At 74.2% G+C, this 21,753-nt stretch carries 19 protein-coding genes and 1 pseudogene; 13 read left to right on the plus strand and 7 right to left on the minus strand.

Translation table 11 applies throughout. The features are described from left to right. The first annotated feature begins 189 nt into the window (after positions 1–189). The 3 genes from HS99_RS30625 to HS99_RS30635 all read left to right on the plus strand — a co-directional run bounded on the left by HS99_RS30625 (position 190) and on the right by HS99_RS30635 (position 2,390). On the plus strand, positions 190–1,242 hold the full coding sequence (locus tag HS99_RS30625) for an enoyl-CoA hydratase/isomerase family protein (protein WP_030280242.1): 1,053 nt from the start codon (positions 190–192) through the stop codon (positions 1,240–1,242). After that, positions 1,214–1,438 carry a hypothetical protein gene (locus HS99_RS30630; protein ID WP_030280240.1) on the plus strand — a complete coding sequence of 75 codons (225 nt, stop codon included), beginning with the start codon at positions 1,214–1,216 and terminating at the stop codon, positions 1,436–1,438. The genes HS99_RS30625 and HS99_RS30630 overlap by 29 nt, the downstream gene beginning before the upstream one ends. Positions 1,439–1,604: 166 nt before the next feature. Further along, on the plus strand, positions 1,605–2,390 hold the full coding sequence (locus tag HS99_RS30635) for an enoyl-CoA hydratase (RefSeq protein ID WP_030280238.1): 786 nt from the start codon (positions 1,605–1,607) through the stop codon (positions 2,388–2,390). Between the two features lie 141 nt (positions 2,391–2,531). Here the strand turns inward: HS99_RS30635 and HS99_RS30640 are convergent, their stop codons facing one another. Then, positions 2,532–4,466 carry an NAD-binding protein gene (locus HS99_RS30640; protein ID WP_030551725.1) on the minus strand — a complete coding sequence of 645 codons (1,935 nt, stop codon included), beginning with the start codon at positions 4,464–4,466 and terminating at the stop codon, positions 2,532–2,534. A gap of 148 nt (positions 4,467–4,614) precedes the next feature. On the opposite strand from HS99_RS30640, the gene HS99_RS30645 reads away from it, so the two are divergent. Next, on the plus strand, positions 4,615–5,214 hold the full coding sequence (locus tag HS99_RS30645; RefSeq protein ID WP_046386650.1) for an HdeD family acid-resistance protein: 600 nt from the start codon (positions 4,615–4,617) through the stop codon (positions 5,212–5,214). A 51-nt stretch (positions 5,215–5,265) separates the two neighbouring features. On the opposite strand, the gene HS99_RS30650 is transcribed toward HS99_RS30645, so the two are convergent. Together HS99_RS30650 and HS99_RS30655 are read right to left on the minus strand one after the other, a co-directional pair. Next, positions 5,266–5,904: a DUF6461 domain-containing protein gene (locus HS99_RS30650; protein WP_030280232.1), complete on the minus strand. Its 639-nt coding sequence runs from the start codon at positions 5,902–5,904 to the stop codon at positions 5,266–5,268. 52 nt (positions 5,905–5,956) lie between these two features. After that, on the minus strand, positions 5,957–7,411 hold the full coding sequence (locus HS99_RS30655; protein ID WP_078958643.1) for a CoA transferase: 1,455 nt from the start codon (positions 7,409–7,411) through the stop codon (positions 5,957–5,959). 246 nt (positions 7,412–7,657) lie between these two features. Between HS99_RS30655 and HS99_RS30660 the strand changes: the two genes are divergently transcribed. After that, positions 7,658–8,350, plus strand: a complete 693-nt coding sequence (locus HS99_RS30660) for an N-acyl homoserine lactonase family protein (protein ID WP_030280228.1) — start codon at positions 7,658–7,660, stop codon at positions 8,348–8,350. 64 nt (positions 8,351–8,414) lie between these two features. On the opposite strand, the gene HS99_RS30665 is transcribed toward HS99_RS30660, so the two are convergent. Then, complete coding sequence (locus HS99_RS30665; RefSeq protein WP_030280227.1) at positions 8,415–9,674, minus strand: cytochrome P450; 1,260 nt, start codon at positions 9,672–9,674, stop codon at positions 8,415–8,417. A 226-nt stretch (positions 9,675–9,900) separates the two neighbouring features. On the opposite strand from HS99_RS30665, the gene HS99_RS30670 reads away from it, so the two are divergent. After that, entirely contained in the window at positions 9,901–10,776 is an 876-nt protein-coding gene (locus HS99_RS30670; RefSeq protein WP_030597519.1) for a hypothetical protein, read from the plus strand. 324 nt (positions 10,777–11,100) lie between these two features. On the opposite strand, the gene HS99_RS30675 is transcribed toward HS99_RS30670, so the two are convergent. Beyond that, positions 11,101–11,367: a zf-HC2 domain-containing protein gene (locus tag HS99_RS30675; RefSeq protein WP_043388024.1), complete on the minus strand. Its 267-nt coding sequence runs from the start codon at positions 11,365–11,367 to the stop codon at positions 11,101–11,103. Positions 11,368–11,500: 133 nt separating this feature from the next. On the opposite strand from HS99_RS30675, the gene HS99_RS30680 reads away from it, so the two are divergent. The 5 genes from HS99_RS30680 (at position 11,501) to HS99_RS30695 (ending at position 16,203) form a co-directional block, all read left to right on the plus strand. After that, positions 11,501–12,064: a sigma-70 family RNA polymerase sigma factor gene (locus HS99_RS30680; RefSeq protein WP_033349202.1), complete on the plus strand. Its 564-nt coding sequence runs from the start codon at positions 11,501–11,503 to the stop codon at positions 12,062–12,064. Between the two features lie 267 nt (positions 12,065–12,331). After that, the gene (locus HS99_RS47175; RefSeq protein WP_232543099.1) at positions 12,332–12,490 is read left to right on the plus strand and encodes a hypothetical protein; all 159 of its coding nucleotides are present in this window, start codon (positions 12,332–12,334) and stop codon (positions 12,488–12,490) included. A gap of 21 nt (positions 12,491–12,511) precedes the next feature. Then, positions 12,512–13,657, plus strand: coding sequence for an MFS transporter (locus tag HS99_RS30685; RefSeq protein WP_232543098.1), 1,146 nt, complete (start codon positions 12,512–12,514; stop codon positions 13,655–13,657). A 46-nt stretch (positions 13,658–13,703) separates the two neighbouring features. Continuing rightward, the gene (locus HS99_RS30690; protein WP_078939109.1) at positions 13,704–15,128 is read left to right on the plus strand and encodes a cytochrome P450 family protein; all 1,425 of its coding nucleotides are present in this window, start codon (positions 13,704–13,706) and stop codon (positions 15,126–15,128) included. Between the two features lie 88 nt (positions 15,129–15,216). Beyond that, positions 15,217–16,203, plus strand: coding sequence for an L-tyrosine/L-tryptophan isonitrile synthase family protein (locus tag HS99_RS30695; RefSeq protein ID WP_050366469.1), 987 nt, complete (start codon positions 15,217–15,219; stop codon positions 16,201–16,203). A gap of 87 nt (positions 16,204–16,290) precedes the next feature. On the opposite strand, the pseudogene HS99_RS30700 reads toward HS99_RS30695, so the two are convergent. After that, a pseudogene (locus HS99_RS30700) lies at positions 16,291–16,950 on the minus strand (ABC transporter ATP-binding protein); the annotation flags it as partial. Positions 16,951–17,253: 303 nt separating this feature from the next. Between HS99_RS30700 and HS99_RS30705 the strand changes: the two are divergent. Both HS99_RS30705 and HS99_RS30710 read left to right on the plus strand, forming a co-directional pair. Further along, on the plus strand, positions 17,254–18,060 hold the full coding sequence (locus tag HS99_RS30705; protein ID WP_157846545.1) for a helical backbone metal receptor: 807 nt from the start codon (positions 17,254–17,256) through the stop codon (positions 18,058–18,060). Between the two features lie 57 nt (positions 18,061–18,117). Next, complete coding sequence (locus HS99_RS30710; RefSeq protein ID WP_050366470.1) at positions 18,118–19,140, plus strand: transglycosylase SLT domain-containing protein; 1,023 nt, start codon at positions 18,118–18,120, stop codon at positions 19,138–19,140. Positions 19,141–19,235: 95 nt separating this feature from the next. Here HS99_RS30710 and HS99_RS45380 read toward each other — a convergent pair whose 3' ends face one another. Next, a complete protein-coding gene (locus HS99_RS45380) occupies positions 19,236–21,707 on the minus strand; it encodes a hypothetical protein (protein ID WP_063737988.1) in 2,472 nt (823 codons plus the stop codon). Positions 21,708–21,753 lie beyond the last annotated feature (46 nt).

Genomic DNA, 21,753 nt, shown 5'->3' on the forward strand with positions numbered 1-21,753 from the left:
GGTGGCGTCGATGACCCGCCCGGTGGCCCAGAGCGCGTCGTCCGAGGCGAGGAACGCCCACGGACCCCGACCGCGCCGCCCGAGCGCGGGACCGCGATCACACACCGGCCTCGCGATCACCACCACCGGTCCGCCCCGGTACGGTGGACAGCGGAAGGCGAGATCACCGAGGGAGCGGGAGCGGTTCCGATGGGCGCAGAGGTGGCGGAGGTCCGGACGGTCCTGGACGGCGACGGCGGTCTCGGACGGATCGTGCTGAACCGCCCGCGGGCGCTCAACTCGCTCACCCACGGCATGATCACCACCATCCGCGCGGCACTGGACGAATGGATCGCCGACGGCCGGGTGCGCGCCGTCGTCCTGACCGGCGCCGGTGAGCGCGGGCTGTGCGCGGGCGCGGACCTGCGCGCGATGCACGACGAGGTCAGGGCCGGCGGGGCCGGCACCCGCGCCTTCTTCCGCGACGAGTACCGGCTGAACGCCCTGATCGCCCGCTACCCGAAGCCCTTCGTGGCACTGATGGACGGCATCACCATGGGCGGCGGCATCGGGCTGTCCGCCCACAGCGCGGTGCGGATCGTCACCGAGCGCTCCACGATCGCGATGCCCGAGACCCGGATCGGCCTCGTCCCGGACGTCGGCGGCAGCCGCCTGCTCGCCCACGCCCCAGGTGAGTTGGGCACCCACCTCGGCCTCACCTCCGCCTCGATGGGCCCCGGCGATGCCCTGCTGTGCGGCTTCGCGGACCACTTCGTCCCGTCCGAGCGCGTCTCCGAGCTGCTCGACGCCCTCGCCCGCAGCTCCGACCCGGCCGCGACCGTCGCCGCCCACGCCGAGCCCGCGCCGCCCGCCGAACTCGCCGGACAGCGCGACTGGATCGACGCCTGCTACGCGGCCGACACCGTCGAGGAGATCGTCGAGCGGCTGCTCAACTCCGGTGTGCCGGAGGCGAAGGAGTCCGCCGAGCTGGTGCTCGGGAACTCCCCGACCGCCGTCAAGGTCACCTTGGCTGCACTGCGCCGCGCCCGTGCGCTGACCACGCTGGAGGCGGTGCTCGACCAGGAGTACCGGATCTCCTGCGCCGCACTGGACGGCCGCGACCTGATCGAGGGCATCCGCGCGCAGGTGATCGACAAGGACCGCAGCCCGCAGTGGTCGCCGCGTACGCTGAGCGACGTGACGGAGGCCGACGTCGCGCGCTTCCTCGCCCCGCGTGAGGGCGACGAGCTGGGCCTGGCCTGACCGGGCCCCGCAGGACTGGACGTCCCCGGGCACCGACGGCTTCGGCCTCTCGGACAGCCGGGCGGTGACCCGGCGGCACTTCGGCGTGGACGCCGAGTCGGTCACCGTCGCAGCGCTGACCGCCCTGACCCACCGGGGGGAGGTCAAGGCCGGGACCGTACGGCTGGCGGCCGAGCGCCACGGCGTCCGGTTCTGACCTTCCCGCTGCTTCGGCGACCGGCTGGACAGCCGGCTGGTGACCGGCGTCTCGCATACCAAGACTGGCGCGAGGCGGGGCGCGTCGTAGATCGTTGGGTGGTCAGGGCGCGCCCGCGCGGCGCCGAGCAGTGGAATGGCCGAGCAGCGGATTGGAAGTAACGGCGATGACCGAGACCGAGACCTACGAGACGATCCTGGTCGAGCGCAAGGGCCGGGTCGGGCTGATCACGCTCAACCGGCCCAAGGCGCTCAACGCGCTGAACACCCAGCTGATGAACGAGGTCGTGGCCGCCGCCACCGCCTTCGACCGGGACCCGGAGATCGGGTGTCTGGTGATCACCGGTTCGGAGAAGGCCTTCGCGGCCGGCGCCGACATCAAGGAGATGCAGGACAACCGCTTCCCGGACGTCTACCTGGACGACTGGCTGGGCCCGTGGGACCGCATCGGCGCGCTGCGCAAGCCGGTCGTCGCGGCGGTGGCCGGGTTCGCGCTGGGCGGCGGCTGCGAGCTGGCGATGATGTGCGACATCCTGCTTGCCGCGGACACCGCGAAGTTCGGGCAGCCGGAGATCAAGCTCGGTGTGCTTCCGGGCATCGGTGGCTCGCAGCGGCTGACCCGGGCGATCGGCAAGGCGAAGGCGATGGACCTGTGCCTGACCGGCCGGATGATGGGCGCCGAGGAGGCGGAGCGGGCCGGCCTGGTCGCCCGGATCGTCCCGGCCGACCAGCTGCTGGCCGAGGCACTGGCCACCGCCGAGACCGTCGCGGCGATGTCCACCCCGGCGGCGATCATGCTCAAGGAGAGCGTCAACCGCTCCTTCGAGACCACGCTCGCCGAGGGCGTCCGCTTCGAGCGCCGGCTGTTCCACTCGGTGTTCGCCACGGCGGACCAGAAGGAGGGCATGTCGGCCTTTGCCGAGAAGCGGGCGGCGAAGTTCGAGAACCGCTGACGGGCGACGGATGACAGATGGCAGCTGACAGATTTCAGATGATGAAATCTGTCAGCTGTCATCTGTCTTCTGTCATCTGTTTTCTGTCAGCTGCCATCCGTCGGCCGGCATCCGTTGCCCGTCCGCCGTTCCTCGCCTCCGTCAGACCTCCTCCACCAGCACCGTGTTCAGCCGGGCCAGGCCGCTCCGCGTGGCGGCGACCACGATGCGGTCGCCCGGGGCCAGTCGCCGGGTGCGGTCCGCGAAGCCCCAGTGCAGCTGGTTGCTCCGGGCGAAGCGGGCGGCGATCACCCGTACGCCGCCCGGGTCCTCCAGGTCGTGCCGGTTCAGGCCGATGAGTCCGCTGCCGTCCTCCACCGTCAGCTCGGCGATCAACAGCACGTGCCGGAACACCGACAGCGTCCCGCGCACCTCACTGCCCATCAGGGCGGCGGCGAAGGCGGGCGCGGCCAGGTAGGAGACCGAGCGGGAGGCCGCGTTGTCCAGCGTCCGGTAGAAGTGGCCGGCGAAGTCGTCGTCGAACAGCCGGACCACCACCCGCACGTCGGGGTTGCCGTGGCGGGCCTCCAGCGCCGCCTCCAGGTTGGTGGCGTCGTCCCCGCTGAGCGCGATCACCGCCCGGCTGTGCTTCAGCCGGGCCCGGCGCAGCTGCTCCTCGAACGGCCCGTCGCCCAGCACGACCGGGATGCCGAGCGCCCGGACGGCCGAGATGCCGCGGGCCTGCGGGTCGCGCTCCATGCAGACCACCGGCACCCCCATCTCGTGCAGCTGGGTGGCGACCCGGGTACCGACGTTGCCGAGTCCGACCACGATCACGTGGTCCCGGGTGCCCGCGCTCGGGTTGCGCGGCAGCCCTCGCCGCCCGGAGCCGAGCACCTCGACCGCGATGGCGGTGGCGACCGGCGCGAAGGTGATCCCGCAGATGGTGATCACCACCTGGGCGACCCGTTGCCAGAGCCCGCCCGTCCCGGTCCCGGCGGCGATGTCGGCCTGCTGGTCGGGCTGGGCGGCGCCGGCCAGGTCGAGCAGTGAGATGTAGACGGTCCAGCCGAAGTCCCGGTTGAGGTACCAGAGCACGGCGAAGGCCATCAGCACTGCGGCGAGCGCGATGAGCAGTACCACCCGCAGCCGGGCGTTGGTGAGGAAGCGCATGGTGTCGAGCACCCGCCAGCGCAGCCGCCGCGCCCAGCTGATCGGCTCCCGGGGCTCCATCCGCAGCGCCTGCAGCGCCGCGATCCCACCCGGCGGCTCCTCGGGCTCGGCCCCGGGGTCGGGCTCGACCGCACGCTCGACCTCAGGCTCGACCTCGGGCTCGACCTCGGGCCCAACCGCAGGCTCGTGCCCGCGCTCGGGCTCGCCCTCGGAATCAGGCCCGGCTTCGGGCTCCGGCTCCGGTGCGCGGCGCAACCCGCCCTGCCGGACCGGTCCGTCGTCGCCGAACTCCCGGGCGAGCCGGACGAACTGGGCCGAGTCGCCTTCCTGTTCCGGCAGCAGGCGGATCTTGCTGAGGTCCTGCCGGTCGATGTGGTCGGCGACCACGCAGATCCGGTCCGAGCTGATGGCGTCGTCGAACGCGATGTGCAGGTAACGGCCGTCGATCTCCACCGAGTTGGGCCGGCCGAGCGCGGCGGCGGCGAAGGCCGGGGCGGCGGTGGCGGAACCGGACAGCGCGGCGCCGTTCCTGAGCAGCCGTTCGATGTTCTCGCCCAGACGCTGGTTGAACATCCGGAAGACGATCCGGATGTCCGGGTTGTGGCCCTGGGCGCTGAGCGCGGCATGGATGTTGTCCTGGTCGCTGCCCTCGACCAGGGCGAGGCCGCGCGCGGTGTCGATGGACACCGCCCGCAGCGCCTCCTCGGTAAGGTTCGGGTACTCGACCACGGCCGCCACGCCCGTGATCTGCTCGATCTGCGGTGCGTGGTCGCGGGTGCGGTCGGTGACCAGGACGACGACCGGGACTTCGTAGTGCTCGACGAGTTCCAGGACCAGCCGGTGGGCCAGTGCGTTGCCCCCGCAGACGATGTAGTGCTGGCTGATCGGCTCGACCGGAGGGGTCCCCCACCCTTCAGAAGTCATACCGACGGATGGTATCGACGACAGGTGGCCGGAGGATGTCGTTCCGGCAGCCGGGATGACTCGAACGGACGTACCCGCCGTGCGGTCCGGAGACGGTGCGAAGAGGCTGGAGTCCGTTCTCCGCCCCCGACCCGAGGAGTACGCCGTCGTGGCCCCTCCGATCATCACCCCCGAAGGAACCCCGGTCCAGGGTCCGCTCGGCCAGCTCGCCAAGGCCGCCTGGCAGGTCCTGCTGGCCGCCGGCGTGGCTTCGCTCGCCCTCGGGATCGTCGTCTTCGTGTGGCCGCGCGAAACCCTGCTGGTGGTGGGCGTACTGTTCGGCCTCTACCTGCTGGTCATCGGCGTCGTGCAGCTGGTCGCCGCGTTCGGCACCCACGTCACCACCGCACTACGGGTGCTGGCCTTCATCAGCGGCGCGATCAGCGTGCTGCTCGGGCTGCTCTGCTTCCGCAGCGCGGCGCAGTCGCTGCTGCTGCTCGCCCTCTGGATCGGGATCGGCTGGCTGTTCCGCGGCATCACCCAGCTCGCCGCCGCGATCTCCGACCCGCTGATGCCCGCCCGCGGCTGGCAGGCCTTCGCAGGTGTGGCCAACACCCTCGCGGGCGTGCTGCTGATGGTCTGGCCGGTCGGCTCGATCGCCGCGCTGACCGTGCTGGCCGGGTGCTGGCTGGTGATCCTCGGCTTGGTCGAGATCGCGACCGCCTTCCAGGTGCGCGGACGGGCGAAACAGATCCCTTCCGGAGTCTGAACGCGGCGCCGACGCCGCGGCGGCCGTCACCGCCCGGGTCTCCGCCCCCTGCTACGGCCGGGGAGCGTAGCCGAGCCGGAAGGTGGCGGCCTCCAGCCGTTCCGGTCCGAGGCGGACGTCGGTCAGCCGCTCGGCGAGCGCGAACGCCGCCTCGGTGTGCAGCGGGTGGCGCCCGCCGTCCGGCTGGAAGCCGCAGGCCGCCAGCAGTCCGACGATGCCGGGGGCGTCGGCGTCCGAGCCGTGCCGCTGGTCGGCGAAGAGCGGCTCGAACTGCAGCCGGCAGGAGCCGTGCTCCCACCAGTTGAAGTGGTCCACCGCGTTGGCGTTGCGGAAGTGCGAGACCAGCCGGGTGCCCTCGGCGAGCCTCGGTATGACGTCGTGCAGGCTGCCGAGGTAGCCGTACGGCTCGATCGCCAGCGCCCAGCCGTCGAGCTCGGTGACGGCGACGAGGAGCCGGTCCTCGTCCAGGTCGAACAGGGCCTCGGCCTCCTCGTCCTCCCCGTCGTCGAAGGTCTCCCACGCCGCGATCACCGCGTCCAGGCCGGTCACCTCCCGGCCGGCCGGGGCGTCGAAGCGGCGCAGCAGTTCCTCGGCGCCGATCCCCTCGACCTGGGTGAGGCAGTACGCCTCACCGAGGACGGGGTAGCGCTGTTCGAACCAGGTGTAGTCGGTGGCGTGTGCGGCGGTCATGCCCAGATGCTGCCGGACCGCACCGACAACGCCCGCCGCACACCCCGGCCGCTCACAGCCAGACCGGCGCGTCCGTCCCCCAACGCCCGGGCGGTCGAGCCCAGTCGGCGGGCGCACCGTCGTAGCCGATCGGCGGCAGGGCGTACCGCAACCGCCCGTACGCCGAGTCGGTCTCGGTGAGCCAGTGAGACGCGTCGTACGGCCGACTGTCCGGGCCCGACGCGTCCGCCGGCTCGGGCCGGATGCCGTGCAGCAGCCAGGAGGCCGTGCCGGCCAGGGAGAAGCGCAGGTGGCGGCCGCCGGGGCGGCGGGTCCGCTGTTCGGTGAGGGCACGCAGGACGGCGGCGGCGAGGAGGTAGCCGGTGCCGTGATCGAGGGCCTGGGCGGGCAGCGCCCCGGGCCGGCCGTCGGGGGACGCCTCGTGCGCGGCGATGCCGACGCCTGCCTGGACCAGGCTGTCGAAGCCGCGGCGCCCGGCCCGCGGACCGGTCCAGCCCCAGGCGCAGAGCTGGGCGAGGATCAGGTCGGGGCGGCGGGCGAACAACGCGTCGGGGGCGAGGCCGTGGGCGTCGAGCGCCCCTGGGCGATAGGCGCTGACGACCACGTCGGCGGTGTCGAGCAGGCCCTCGAAGGCGGCCCGGTCGGCCGGGTCGGCGAGGTCCAGGCGGGTGGAGCGCTTGCCGAAGCCGGTGTCGGTGTGGGCGTCGTCGGCCTCGGGCAGCCGGGGCGAGTCGATCCGCAGCACGTCGGCGCCGAGCAGGGCGAGGGTGCGGGTGGCGACCGGTCCGGAGATCACCCGGCTGAGGTCGAGGACCCGGATCCCGGTGGCGGGCCGGTCCACCGGGGCCGCGGGCAGCGGACGAACGGGCGCGGCGCCGACTTCCCGGCACTCCATCAGGGGGTGCACGTCCCCGCTCACCGGCGCGACCGCCACAGCCAGCGCCCCCGCCGCGTACGCACGCTCCTGGACCTGCTCGGCCGGCAGTTTGCCGAGCGCTCCGGCGAGTTGCTCGGGCCCGGCGTCGGGGGCGAGGTCGAGGACGGCGAGCAGCCGGGCGCGGTGGTGCGGGTAGTTGGCGTGGGTGCGGACCCAACCGTCGGCGGTGCGCCAGAAGCCGGAGAGGGGGGCGAAGCTGACGGGCTTGCGGCCGTCGACCTCCAGGTGCCGCTCGCTGACGAAGGAGGTGGCGACCGCGCCCTCGTCCACCCGGACCGCGGGAACCGGCCCGCCGCTGCGGTGCGCGGCGAGTTCGGCGGCGGCCAGCGAGCAGGCGGCGACGGTGGCCCGGGCCAGCTGTCGGACCGGCAGGCCGGAGGGCAGGCCGTCCGGCGGGCCGTGGAAGCCCACCCGGTCCAGCAGCTCGGCCGGTCCGCCGAGGGCGGCCCAGACGTCGGCGGTTGGGCGGTCGGCGGGGCCGGGCGTGGGCCGGGGCGCGGGCTCCAGCCGGGGCGCGGGCTCGGGGGCGACGTCGGGCGCGACCTCGGGCAGTGTCGGACGTTCGGTCATGCCGGGCATTGTGCTCCCCATCCGGTCCGCTCGCCGTGACGCAGGCCACCGCCCGAACCGCTCACGCATCGGGCCGCGCGCCGCCCGACCGCACGCCGCCCGGGCCTGCCCTGATGACCGCAGGCCACGGCAGGCCTGACGGACCGGCAGCCGGATGCCCCACCGACGCCCTTCGACCGACGGGTTAGGGTGCGGAGCAGCGGCCGCCTCGGCCGACGCACGGGGGCTGAGTGACAAGGGGGAAGCATGCACACGATCCGCCGTCTCGACCTGGGCTACTTCGTCCGGCCGGCCTCCGAGGTGGGCGGCCCCGAGCCGCGGGTGGAGCCGGTGCTCGCGTACCTCGTCCGCGGCCCGCAGGGGCTGCTGCTGTTCGACACCGGGATCGGCGCGGGCTCGCCGGAGACCGAGGCGCACTACCGCCCGGTCCGCCGCCCGCTGCCGGAGGCGCTCGCCGCGGCCGGCGTCTCGGTCTCGGACGTCGACCTGGTGGTCAACTGCCACCTGCACTTCGACCACTGCGGCGGCAATCCGCTGTTCGCCGGGACTCCCGTCCTCGTCCAGTCGAACGAGCTGGCCACCGCCCGGCGCGGCGACTACACCATCGACGCCCTGGTCGACTTCCCCGGTGCCGTGTACCGCGAGCTGGACGGCGAGACCGAGATCTGGCCGGGCGTCCGGGTGCTGCCCACGCCCGGACACACCGACGGCCACCAGTCGATGCTGGTCGAGCGGCTGGGCGACTGCACCGTACTGCTGGCCGGGCAGGCGTACGACTTCGCCACCGAGTACGGGCAGGCGCTGCTGGCCCGGCGGGCCGCGCGCGAGGGGGTGGCCGCGCCGCTGCCCGGGTACCGGGCCTGGCTGGACCGGGTGGCGGAGCACGCGCCGCGCCGGGTGCTCTTCGCGCACGACCACGCGGTCTGGGAACCCGCCTGACGGACCGGCCCCCGAGGATGGGCGACGGGCGGCGGGGCGGGGCTCAGGGACGGTACAGAGGGGTTCAGAAGGTGAAGCGCAGCGCGCGGACCCGGTGGTCGAAGCTGGACGGGACGAGCACCGGCTCGCCGAGCGACCGTGCCCCGGGCAGCCGCGTGAACAGTTCGCGGAACAGCACCGTCATCTCCTGCCGGGCCAGGTGGGCGCCGAGGCAGTAGTGCGGTCCGCCGCCGCCGTAGCCGAGGTGGGGGTTGGGGGTGCGGGTGATGTCGAAGGCCTCGGGGTCGGGGAAGACCGTCTCGTCCCGGTTCGCCGAGCCGTAGTACAGCGCGACCTTCTCCCCCGCCCGCAGCAGTGGACCGCCCGGGCCGCCGAGCTCGTGGTCGACGGCGACGGTCCGGCGGAACTGCACGATCGGGGTGGCGTGGCGGACGATCTCGTCCACCGCCCCGTCGAGCCGACCGTCCAGGTCGGCGAGCAGCAGCGCGCGCTGCTCGGGGTGGACGGTCAGCAGGTGGAGGCCGTGGGCGAGCGCGTTGCGGGTGGTCTCGACCCCGGCGACCAGCAGCAGGCTGAAGAACGCGCCCAGTTCGCGGCCGGTCAGCCGGCGGCCGTCCACGTCGGCGGTGACCAGCGCGGAGATCAGGTCCTCGGCGGGACGGCGGCGGCGCTCGCGGCCGATCTCGGCGACGATGCCCTGCATCCGGGCGAGTGCCGCCAGCCCGCGCCCTGGCACCCGGAGTCGGCCGCGTCGGGTCCGGGCCACCCCGGTGCCCGCCGAGGTGCGGTTGACCAGGCCGAGGATGGTGCGGCGGGACTCTTCGGGGATGCCCATCATGGAGCAGATCACCTGGAACGGGAGCTCGGCGGCGACCGGGCCGACGAAATCCTCGGGCCGGTCGCGTTCGACCTCGTCCACCAGGGCGGTGGCGATCCGGCGAACGTCCTCCTCGATCCGGCCGAGCAGGCGCGGGGTGAAGGCCCTGGAGACGATCCGGCGCAGTTGGGCGTGCCGGGGGTCGTCGAGGTTGACCATCGAGTCGCCGAACAGCAGCCGGACCCAGCGGGGCGGTTCCGGGGTGGTCACGCCGGGGCCGGAGCGGAAGACGGCGGGGGTCCGGCTGGCCTCGACCACGTCGGCGTGCCGGACCAGGGCGTGGAAGCCTCGGCCGGTGGCACGGTCACCGAAGTAGACCGGGGCGGGCCTGCGGCGCAGCTCGGCGAAGGCCTCGGCGCGGGCGGGGGCCGGCAACCGCCAGAAGCGGGGGTCGGCGAGGTCCGGGGGGCCCACCGTCGGGGTGGGGACCTCCGTCGGAGTGTTCATGGCCGCGCCTCCTGCTTCCGATCGGATCCGTTCCGACACGTACGTTCCGTGCTGGAGTGTGCACATGTAGTGAGCGGAAGGCGCGTGTGTCAAGCCGGTTCGACGACCGGGTGAAATCGAGCTAAAACCGTTTGATCGGCCGATCCGACGGCCGGGCATGGTCTCACGGGCGGAAACCGGCCATGACCGGAGGGTGCGGCACGGCCGGGGCGCAGCGGGTGCGACGATGAGTGCCATCGTGATGACCGACCGGATCCGCCTGATGCGCGCCGCGGTCTTCGCCGCGCTGTGCGTGGCGATGGCCGCCACGGCGCACGTCGCCATGGCCGGGGCCGGGGTCTCGCCCCCGGTGCTGCTCGGCGCGTTCGGGGCCGTCCTCGGGCTGACCTGGCTGCTGGCCGGAACGCGGCGCGGAATCGGTGTGATCAGCGTCTGGATGGTCGCGGCGCAGAGCGCGCTGCACCTGCTGTTCCAACAGGCCGGGGCGGCCGGCCGCGGGGGCTCCGGTCTCGGTCGGCTCGCCACCCCGGACTGGGCCGCCCTGCTGCTCTGCAACCCGGACCGGGCCGGCGGCGGGCTCTCGCCCGTCGAGCTGGCGCGGATGGCGGGCATCGACCCGGACGTCCCACCGCCCGCCGGCAGCCTGCGGCCGATGGCGGGGATGCACCACGGGGCGGCCGGGTCGGTCGACGGGGTGGCCATGGACATGGGCCTGTCGGGGGCGGCTGGAATGCCGGGCATGCCCCCGGGGATGACGCACCAGATGTCCGGCGGGATGTCCGGTCAGATGTCCAGCGCAATGACTCATGGCATGTCGACCGGGATGGCCCTCGCCCACGTCCTGGCGGCGCTCGCCTGCGCGCTGCTGCTCTGGCGCGGTGACGCCGCGCTGGTCCGGGTCTTCGAGCTGCTCGCCGCGCTCGGGACGGTGGTCGCGGGAGCGCTGCTGCTCCCGCTGCTGACGCTGTTCGCCCGCCCCCTCGGGTACCGGCCGCCCGCCGCCTTCCGGCCCGCCGACCGGCCGGCCCGGCCGCTCCGGTCGGTGCTGCTCACGCACGCCGTCGTCCGGCGTGGGCCGCCGGCGCTCGCGCTCGCCTGCTGACGCGCCCGCCGCGCTCCTCCCCCTCCGGCCGGACTCCGGCCGCTTCCGGGACCCTCGCGTCGGGCAGGTCGCCCTGTCGCGCCGCCGTTGCCCTGCGCCGTCACGCCCCGTGCCGTCGCGCGCCGTGCCGCCGCGCAGTCAGGGCTCCGGCCCTCGTCCGCGTCCGCGTCCATCGGCCTCCCTCGCGGGAGGTGCGGTGTGCCGCGCGGCCAGGGGCCACGGACGACTGCGGTGCCGCCGTGCGCGGCGCCGCTCCAGCCCTCCCCTCGGGACCTTCCCATGCCTCACTTCGACGGCGCACCGGTCAGCACCGGCGCCACCGTCCTACCGCTCGGCGGTCTGCCGCCCCTCCGGCGCCCGACCGCTCGCAGCGTCCCCGCCCAGCCGGGCCGACAGCCCGGCCGCCCACGCCTCCGACGGACCGTCCGCAGCGGCCGCCGACACCTGGTCGCGCAGTCGTTCCGCGCGTTCCAGCCAGTCCCGGCAACCGGTGCAGCGCGCCAGGTGCTTGTCCAGCCGGGTGCCGGGCAGGCCGCTCGGTTCGCCGTCGAGCCGGGCGGACAGAGCGGTACGGAACTGCGCGCATCTCATACGGCCATCGTCCCGCACGGCTGCCCGGCCGGGAACGGACGGGTCACGTCCGGCACCGGGTCCCGCAGGGCCTGCGGGACCCGCGGGAGCTGTAGGACCCGCCGGATCGGGAGCGGCAAGGTCGGAGGCCGCCGTGGATGACGACCAGCTCACGGCGCTCGCGCTGACCGCCCGGTCGGGCCGGGCCGCCGACGTCGAGGCCTTCGTCCGGGCCACCCAACGGGACGTCTGGCGCTTCGTCGCCCACCTGACCGACGTGCAGTCCGCCGACGACCTCGCCCAGGAGACCTTCCTGCGGGCACTGCGCGGCCTCCCCGCCTTTGCCGGGCGGTCCTCGGCCCGCACCTGGCTACTGTCGATCGCCCGGCGCACGGTGATCGACCGCTACCGAATGGCCGCCGCCCGGCCGCGCTGCGCCGCGCTGCCCGACTGGCAGGAGGCGGCGGAGCGGCAGAGCAGCACCCCGACGGCGGGGTTCGAGGACGGGATCGCCCTCGGGGACCTGCTCGAACGAGTGCCCGCCCAGCGGCGGGAGGCCTTCGTGCTGACCCAGGTGGTCGGGCTGACCTACGCCGAGGCGGCCGAGGTCGCCGGATGCCCGGTCGGCACCGTCCGCTCCCGCGTCGCCCGGGCGCGCGAGGAGTTGATGGCGCGACTGCGGGCAGCCGAGGCCGGGGAGCTCGCGGCGGCCTGCTGAGCGGCGGGCGGCGAACGGATAACAGCTGACAGATGTCAGCGAACAGATGACAGATTTCGAAATCTGTCATCTGTTATCCGTTCGCTGAAAGTTGTTCGTTGCTCGTCCGGAAAAATTCCCCCAAATGTTCGGAACCACGACCCCCGCGCCCCCGACTGCTGTACCGGACACCGCCGCCGAGGCGGTGCTCGGTGCAGCAGCGGGGAACGGAGAAAGTTCGTGCGGACGCAAGGACCTTCGCACCACACCGACCCGACGACAGGTCAGGTGAAGCAGGTCGAACGATGGAGCCTGGTCGTGGCCGCCGGACTGCTCTCGTTCGTCGCGATGCTCGACATGAACGTGGTGAACCTGGCGCTCACCGACATGTCCTCCGGTCTGCACGTCTCCGCCGGGGTCGCCCAGTGGGCCGTCCTCGGCTATTAACTCCCCCTGGTCGCCCTGCTGTTGCCCGCAGGGCGGTGGCTGGACCAGGTCGGCACCCGGTCCGCGCTTCTGCTTGCGGTCAGCTGCTTCGCGACCTGCAGCGTGCTTGCCGCCCTTTCCCCGTGGGCGAGTTGGCTGATCGCGGCACGGTTGTTGCAAGGGGCCTTCGGGGCCGTCCTGTTCGTCCTCATGCCGGTACTGGCCGCGACCTCCGTCCGGCCGGAGCTGCGCGGTCGGGCGATGAGCGTGCCTGCAACGCTGGGACCGCTCGGTGCCGTCACCGGCCCGGTGGTCGGCGGCCTACTGCTGGACCACCTCGGCTGGCGGGCGATCTTCCTGGTCAAGCTGCCGGTCTGTCTGGCCGCCGTCCTGATCGTGCACCGGAACGCGCCGCGACGCGGTGGGCTCCGCCTTCCCGACCGGGGTTCGCTGGGCGAGGCCGCCCTGATCGGCGCGGCGGTCGCCGCCGTCCTGCTCGGGCTCACTCTGGCGCCGAAGGCCCCGCAGTGGCTACTGCTCGCGCTGCCCGCCGCGCCGCTGGTGCTGCTCTGGCTGCGCCGCCCGGGTGGTCGGCCGGTCGCCGAGGTGCTGCGGGCCGCCGGGACCGCCGGGGTGAACGCCTCGGTGCTCGCGCTCGCCGCAGGCTTCGCGGCCTGTCAGTACCTGCTCGTCCAGTACCTGCGCGGCCCGCACGGCGAGAGCGCCACCGCCACCGCGCTGACCATGCTGGCCTTCCCGCTCGGCATGGTGCTGGCCGGCCGGGTCGGCGGCCGGCTGGCCGACCGCTGGGGCGCCCGGCCGACCGCACTCACCGGTGCCGTCGTCACCACCTGCGGCCTGGCGTTGCTCGTCCCGGTGGACTCCGGCTGGTCCACCCTCGGCGTCGCCGCGCGGCTAGCCCTGGCCGGTGCCGGGATGGGCCTCAACGGCGGCCCCACCCAGGCGCTGGTGATGACCGCTTCTCCGCCCGGGAAGCTCGCCACCGCCGGCTCCGCCGTCCAGCTGTCCCGCAGCCTGGGCTTCGCCCTCGGCCCGGCCCTGGGCACCGCCGCCGCGGTGGCCGGCGACCGACCCGGCGCCGCTACTCACGCCGGCATCGCCGTGGCTGCCCTGGTCGCGGCCACCGCCGTGGTCCTGCTCGCCCGGTACCGCCGCCCGCAGACCTGACAGTCGCCCGAGACCCGCCCGCCCCCGCCCCCTTCGGAGGAACCACATGACCAACACGGTCCGCACCCCGCCCCCAGCCGACGCCACGACCACGGCCACGGCCACGGCCACGGCCGACGCCACGACCACGGCCGGGACCGGGACCGGGCCGGAGCCCCGGACCGAGCCCGCGCCCGGGGCGCCGCGCTGCCCGTACGGCCACGACCGGATCCCGAACCCCGTCCCGCTGCACGGCCCGGACTACAAGGCCGACCCGTACCCCCTCTACCGCCGGATGCGGGAGGCCGGGCCGGTGCACCGGGTGGAGTTCCCGAGCGGCATCCACGCCTGGCTGGTCACCGGGTACCAGGCCGCCCACGCGACCCTCAACGATCCCCGGCTCGGCAAGAACCACGCCCTGGGCAACGACAACTGGCGCCGACGCGCCTCGATCATGCCGGAGCCCCAGCACTCCCAGCTCCAGGTCCACCTGCTGCACCAGGACCCGCCCAAGCACACCGCCATGCGCCGCCTGGTGCTGGACGCCTTCGCCCCGCGCCGGGTGGAGTCGCTGCGCCCGCGGTTGCAGGAGCTCGCCGACGCCCTGGTGGACGAGCTGCCCGCCACCGGCGGCGCCGACCCGGTGGCGGGCTTCGCGGCCCACTACCCCTTCCGGGTGCTGGCCGAAGTCATCGGTCTGCCCGCCGAGTTGGCCGCCCGCTTCGACCGCGACTGGGGGAAGGTGGTCCAGCCGGTCGGCCCCCGGGACCCGGGGCGGCCGGCGTACGAGGCACGGCTGCGCGGCCTGCAGACGTACATCGCCGAGGTGGTCGCCCGCAAGCGCGAGGACCACCGCGCCCCCGGCTGGGACGAGCGGGAGGACCTGCTCGGCCGGCTCGTCGCCGCCCACGACACGGGCGGGTTGAGCCGCGAGGAACTCGACTCGATCGTCTTCCAGCTGCTGGTCGCCGGGCAGGAGCCGGTCACCAACCAGATCACCACCATGGTGATCACACTCCTGCGCCACCCCGAACAGCTCGCCGAACTGCGCGCGGGCCTCGACGAACCGGGCCGCCTGGCCCGGGCGGTGGAGGAACTGCTGCGCCACGACGCCGCTTTCGAGCTCACCACCTGGCGCTTCTTCGCCGAGGACAGCGACCTGTTCGGCACCACCGTTCCGGTCGGCGACTCGGTCATCGCCTCGCTGTGCGCCGCCAACCGCGACGACGAGCAGTTCCCCGAGGCCGACCGCCTCGACCTCGACCGCACGCCGAACGCCCATCTCGCCTTCGGCCACGGCATCCACTACTGCCCCGGCGCCGCCCTCGCGCGGGCCGAACTCCAGATCGCCGTGGGCACCCTGCTCGCCCGGCTGCCCGGGCTGCGCCCGGCCACCGCGCCCGGTGACGGCCTGGACGAACTCGCCTGGATCCCAGCCGTCCTGGCCCGGGGCGTCAACCGGCTACCGGTGGTCTACGACCGGCGCGACTGAGCCCAGCCACCCGACTAGCCAGCCAGCCGCCCACGGCTCCGGCCTGCCCGAAGCCCGTACGCCCGCCCATCCGTGGAGGAGATCCATCATGCCGCCCGTCGGCGCCGCCCCCCTCACCCCCGCCGCCTCCTTCGTCACCGGCATCACCAGCACCCCCGAGCAGCGGTCGACGGAGCGGCTCGCCGCCCGCATCCTCGGACTGCTGCTCCCGCACCGCCGCGCCGCCGACCCGGAGTTCGACGCTCGCCCGGAGCACTTCCCCTTCCAGCTGGCCCAGTTGGCGGGCTACATCGACGCGGGCGAGCCCGTCGTCTTCACCCTGCCGGGGTTTCCGTGCAAGTCGCCGAACCCCGCGAAGGTGCTCGGCCACCTGCCCGACGAGGGGGAACGGTTGTCCCTGACCTTCCTCGACGAGCTGTGCGCCCGGATAGGCCGGATCCACCCGCCCGGCGCACGGATCCTGATCTGCTCGGACGGCCACATCTTCGGCGACCTGATCAACGTCGCCGACCCCCACATCGACGCGTACTCGGACGAGTTGACCGCGATGATCGACCGCGAGGGCCTGCGCCACCTCGACACCTTCGACCTGCGGGCGGTGCTCGGCGAGCTGCCGTACGACGAGAAGCGCGCCCGGGTGCACGAGCGGTACGCGCCGAGCGTCGAGGAACTGCGCGAGCAGGTGCTGACCGAGCAGGAGACGCTGCGGCTCTACCGCGGCATCACCCGCTTCCTCACCGAGGACACCACGGGCTTCCCCGGCACCAGGTCCGCCCTGCAGCGGGAGTGCCGACGCCGCGCCTACGGGGTGATCCAACGCAGCCGGGCCTGGGGCGAGTTGATCGGCGAGCAGCATCCGCGGGCGGTGCGGCTGTCCATCCACCCGCAGCCGGTCGGCGCGGCGAAGTTCGGCATCCGACTGCTGGCGGCCGCCGACGCCTGGATGACGCCCTGGCACTCGGCGGTGCTCCACCGCCCGGACGGCAGATGGGAGTTGCTCCGCAACGAGGAGGCCGCCCGGCTCGGCCGACTGGTGGAGCGGGACGGCCGGCCGAGCCACTACGAAAGCCGTTGAGTCGCAGAGCCGCAGAGCTGCGGAGCGGCCGGGCCGCAGAGCCGCCGTACCGCAGAGCCGGTGAGGCCGGGCCGCCCCCGCGCCGGATTACCCGAGCTGCCCGGGGACGCCCGCCGGGGAGCGGTGGTCGAAGGCGATCAACGGGTCGCCGGTGAGTGGGTGTTCGACCACCGCGGCGCGGACGCCGAACACCTCGGCCAGGAGGTCTGCGGTCAGCACCTCGCGCGGCGCCCCGGAGGCCACCAGGGCGCCGCGGTGCAGCACGTGCAGCCGGTCGCAGACCGACGCGGCGGCGTTGAGGTCGTGCAGCGCGACCAGCGTGGTGCGGCGCTGTTCCCGCAGCAGCGCGAGGAGTTCGACCTGGTGCCGGACGTCCAGGTGGTTGGTCGGCTCGTCCAGCACCAGGACGTCCGGCTGCTGGGCGAGTGCCCGGGCGAGCAGCACCCGTTGCCGTTCGCCGCCGGACAGTTGGGCGAAGCGGCGCTCGGCGGCGTCGGCCATGCCGACCCGGAGCAGGGCCTCCGCAGTGATCCGGTGGTCCTCGGGGTCGTCGGCCGCGAAGGCCCGCTTGTACGGGGTGCGGCCCATCGCCACCACCTCGCGCACGCTCAACTCGAAGTCGCCGCCGCGCTCCTGGGGCAGTGCGCCGATGTGCCGGGCGGACTGCGCGGGCCGCAGCGCCCCGAGGTCCTGCCCGGCCAGCAGCACGCGCCCCGCGCTCGGCCGCAAGTGCCGGTAGACGGTGCGGCCCGGTCACCCGCGCCGAGTTGGAGCAGCATTTCCAGGCTCGCCGCGTTGCTGGTGACGATCCTGGTCGGGGCCTTGGCGATGGTCGTCTCCTTGCCCGCGCAGTCGGCGACCGTGACGGGGTAGCCCGTGGGCCCGCGCTGCGGACCCGGACCAGGTAGTCGGGCCGGGTCCGCGCCCGGTTCCCGGGGATCGCCCGGCGATTTCCGGTCCTTCCCGACCGCCCGTACTCGGCACAGCGGAGCGCCCGTGCGCGGCGCAGCGGAGCGGACATGCGCGGCACAGCCCGCATAGGGTGGCCGGATGGCCGACCCCACCGACCCGCGCGACGATCTCGACCTGCCGGTAACACTCGGTCCGTTCCCGCCGCGCCGGGTGGTCTCGCTGGTGCCCTCGCTGACCGAAGCGGTCGCCGCCACCGCGCCCGGTCTGCTGGTCGGCGCCACCAACTGGTGCAGCCACCCCGCGGACCTGGCCGTGGCCCGGATCGGCGGCACCAAGAACCCGGACCTGCCGGGCGTCCTCGCGCTCGCCCCGGACCTGGTGATCGCCAACGACGAGGAGAACCGCCGCCCCGACCTCGACGCGCTCCGGGCCGCCGGGGTGCCGGTCTGGGTCACCGACATCCGCACCCTGGAGGACGCCTTCCGCTCGCTCGACCGGCTGCTCACCGTCGCCTGTCGGCTGCCGCGCCCGGCCTGGCTGGACCGGGCGGAGGCGGCTTGGCGCGACGTACGGCCGACGGCGGACGGCCCGCGGACGATCGTGCCGATCTGGCGCCGCCCGTGGATGGTGCTCGGCCGCGACACCTTCGCCGGGGACCTGCTGCACCGCCTCGGCCTGCGACTGGTCCACGCCGACCACCCCGAGCGCTACCCGACCGTGCCGCTGCCCGAACTGCTGGCGAGCCGACCGGAGCTGGTGGTGCTGCCCGACGAGCCGTACCGCTTCACCGCCGAGGACGGCCCGGAGGCGTTCCCCGGCATCCCGGTCGTGCTGGCCGACGGACGGCACCTGACCTGGTACGGCCCCTCCCTGGTGACCGCTCCGACCGTCCTCCGGCAGGCAATCGACCACCCGTTCACATTCGGCGGGGAGACCACATCGTAGGATGACCGCCACTCGCCGGGCTGATGGGACTCCCGGCGACAAGTGGGGGGACGAACCATGAAGTTGAGCACCACCCGGCGGACAACCGTACTGGTCTCCGCCGTCGCCGTCTCGACCGCCGTACTGGCGGGTTGCGGCACCGAGAGCGCCGACAAGCACCCGAACGCGGCGGCGAGCACGACGCTCACGGCCGCCGGCGCCACACCCGGCGAGACGGCCGGCGCCGGCCCGTCCGCGAGCGCGACCCCGGCGCCCACCGACTCGGCGTCCGCCGGCTCCTCGCACAGCCCGAGCGCCGGGCCGAGCAAGTCGGCGAAGGCCACGCCCGGCGCCCAGAGCGGAAACGCCAAGAGCGGCGGCGGCAACGCGGCCGCCGCACCCACCACCCAGCCGCCGGTCGAGAAGCCCGCCGTTCCCGCGCCCGTCCCCACCGCCAAGCCCGGCGCCGTGGCCCTCCCGCCGCCGCCCGCGCCGCCCGTCCCGCACGTGCCCCCGCTGCAGAGCGGCTGCCAGCCCAGCAAGCCCCAGCCCGACGATCCCAAGGCGACCGTGGGCGCCGCCCTCACGGCGGCGGCCGGCCAGCCCCGGGTGCTCAACCTCAGCTCGGGCGGCACCGACAAGCTCCCGTCGCTGCCGGTCAACCTGGTCAAGGCCATCGCCTGGCAGGAGAGCGGCTGGCAGTCCGGCATCCTCGCCTGCGACGGCGGCATCGGCACCATGCAGATCATGCAGAACACCGTGAGCTGGATGAACGGCAAGTACGGCACCAACTCCGACCCCAAAACGCTCAACGGGAACGTCCAGCTCGGCACCCAGCTGCTCGACTGGCTGGTCGCCTACTACGGCGACTCCTCCTTCGGCGGCAAGTACGACCTCTCCCCCGACCCGGCCACCGGCAAGACCCCGCTGCTCGACCTGGTCATCTCGGCGTACAACGCGGGCGCGGGCAACGTGCACTACAACGCCGTCACCGACCCGACCACGAGCGAGGTCGTCGGCAGCCTGGACATCCCGAACCCGAAGTACGTCTCCAACGTGAAGGCGCTGATGGCCGGCCAGCCGTGGAACAAGGCCGGCTGACGCTTCCGTGCGCTGCGGCTTCCACAGCCGCATGACACAGGGCCCGGGACGCGAGTGCGTTCCGGGCCCTGTTCCGTACGGCCGTCGGCCGGGCGTCAGCCGCGCGCGGCGGCGACGGCGGCGCCCAGCGCCTCCTTGATCCGCGGCCCGAGACGGGCGAAGCCCAGCTCCTTCATGGCCGCGCGGAGCAGCTCCTCGTCGCTCCGCTCGGTGCCGTCGGTGTCGATCCAGCGGACGACGGCGAGCAGTTCGTCGCCGGAGTAGGCGGTCACGGGGCGGCCGGGGGTGAAGTCCGGCTTCGCGGGACGGCCGGCGGGCTCCTCGGCCACGGGCGTCTCAGCGAGGGGCTGTTCGGCGGCGGGCTCCTCGGCTGCAACGGGGGCCTCGGCGGCGGGCTCGGGCTCCGGCTCGGTGGCGGGGGCCTCGACGACGGCCTTAACCTCGACCTCGACCTCAACTTCAGCCTCGGCGGTCACTGCCTCGACCGGCTCCGCATCCTCGACGACCGGCTCCTCGACAGCGGTCACGGGCTCCTCCACCGTCACGGCCGGAGCCTCCTCGACGGCTTCCGCGTCGGTCACCGGCTCGACAGCCTCAGCGGCAGGGGCTTCCACCGCGACCTCGGCCTCGACGGCCTCCGGCTCGACCTCCGCATCGGCCTCAACCTCGGCGCCGGTCACGGCCTCGACCTCGGCCTCGACCTCGACGGCGGGCTCGGGCTCCGGCTCGGTGGCGGGGGCCTCGACGACGGCCTCGGGTTCCGCGGCGGGCTCCGCGGCCTCAACCTCGACCTCGACCTCAACTTCAGCCTCGGCGGTCACTGCCTCGACCGGCTCCGCATCCTCGACGACCGGCTCCTCGACAGCGGCCACGGGCTCCTCCACCGTCACGGCCGGAGCCTCCTCGACGGCTTCCGCGTCGGTCACCGGCTCGACAGCCTCAGCGGCAGGGGCTTCCACCGCGACCTCGGCCTCGACGGCCTCCGGCTCGACCTCCGCATCGGCCTCAACCTCGGCGCCGGTCACGGCCTCGACCTCGGCCTCGACCTCGACGGCGGGCTCCTCGGCCTCGGCCGTTTCGGCCTCAACCGCGACCTCGTCCGCAGCCGCAGCCTCGGCGAGCGCGGCGGTCGCGGCGGCCACCAGGTCGTCGGCGGCCGGGGAAGGTGCCGGGAGGGACACCACCGCAGCCGGGGCCTCCTCCGTCACCGCCTCCTCCACAACCGACTCGGTCCCGGCGGAATCGACGCCCGATGCCGACGCCGCCTCAACGACCTCGGCATCGGCCTCAGCCTCAGCGGTTTCCTCGACCGGAGCCGTAACCGAAACCGGCGTCTCCTCCGTCAGTCCGTCCCACTGCCCGCCCGCCAGCGCCTGACGCGCGGCGGCCTCCGCCTCCGCGTCGGTCAGCTCGGCGTCGGACGCCTCGACATCGGTCTCAGCCTCGGCCTCGGCGTCGTCAGCCGTCTCGGCGACCGGCTCCTCGGTGACGGCCTCGACGGCCTCGACGACCGGCTCCTCCGTCAGCCCGTCCCGCTGCCCGCCCGCCAGCGCCTGACGCGCGGCGGCCTCGGCCTCGACATCGGCGGTCCCGGCGTCCTCGACGACCGGCGCCGCCGCCAGTCCGTCCCGCTGCCCGGCCACCAGCGCCTGGCGCGCCGCGTACGCGGCTTCGGCGGCGCGGCGGTCGGCCTTCGCCGCGGTGAGTTCGGCGAGCAGGTCGGCGAGGCCGGCCTCCTCGAGGGTGGCGCGCAGGCCACGGATCGTCGGCAGGCGGTAGAGGGTGCCCTCGTCGGCGGCCAGGCGCTCGACCAGGTCGGCCAGTTCCGCGAAGGCGAGCCCGTCCAGGTCGTGGTCGGGCAGCAGCCAGGCGAGGCCGCGCAGGCCGGTGTTGATCGGCTCGAAGGCCTGGGCGGTGCGGTCGACGAGGTCACCGTCGGCGGGCACGCTCGGGAGGCTGCCGGCAGGGGCGAGGGCGGCCCAGGCGCGGCGCTCGATCTCGGCGGAGGTGAGCGCCTCGTGCAGGTCCTCGCGGCGGACCTTACGGTCGTGGGCGAGGGCGGTGGCCTGCTTGCGCAGCGAGCGAGCGCGCAGCCAGGAGAGCTTGACGCCGTTCTCGCGGCGCCAGGTGCTGTCGGCGGTGGCGGCGGCGAGAGCGACGAGGTCGGCGTCGTACGCGGCGGTGCTGAGGGTGGCGGAGGTGCGGTGCACGCGTTGGAGCATCTCGACCAGCAGCGCGGCCTTGGCGACGGTGTCGGGCTCGTCCAGCTTGGCCTCGGCGGCCAGGGCGGTGACGGCTTCCCAGGTCTGGTGAAGGTCACGGCCGCGAAGTTCGGCGAGGGCGGTGGAGGCGGCGCGGGCGTCCTCGGGGGTGGCGACGGTGTCGACGGCCGCGTACCAGGCGTGGGTGTCGGCGCTGAGCGTGAAGGCCCCGAGGTCGGCGTAGCGGCCGAGGTCTTCGCGGAGGTCGGGCTCCGCGGCGGCGTCCTGGGGGTCCTTGACGTCTGCGGCGTCGGCGACGTCCGCCGGGTCGGCTGCGTCGGCGTTGCGCGAGTGAAGCACTGTCATGTGAGGTCCGGTTCTGGGCGACGACGGCGGGGCTGGCGGCGAGGGG

Origin of the sequence: Kitasatospora aureofaciens (genome assembly GCF_001188955.3) — a bacterium.
Lineage (GTDB): Bacteria > Actinomycetota > Actinomycetes > Streptomycetales > Streptomycetaceae > Kitasatospora > Kitasatospora aureofaciens.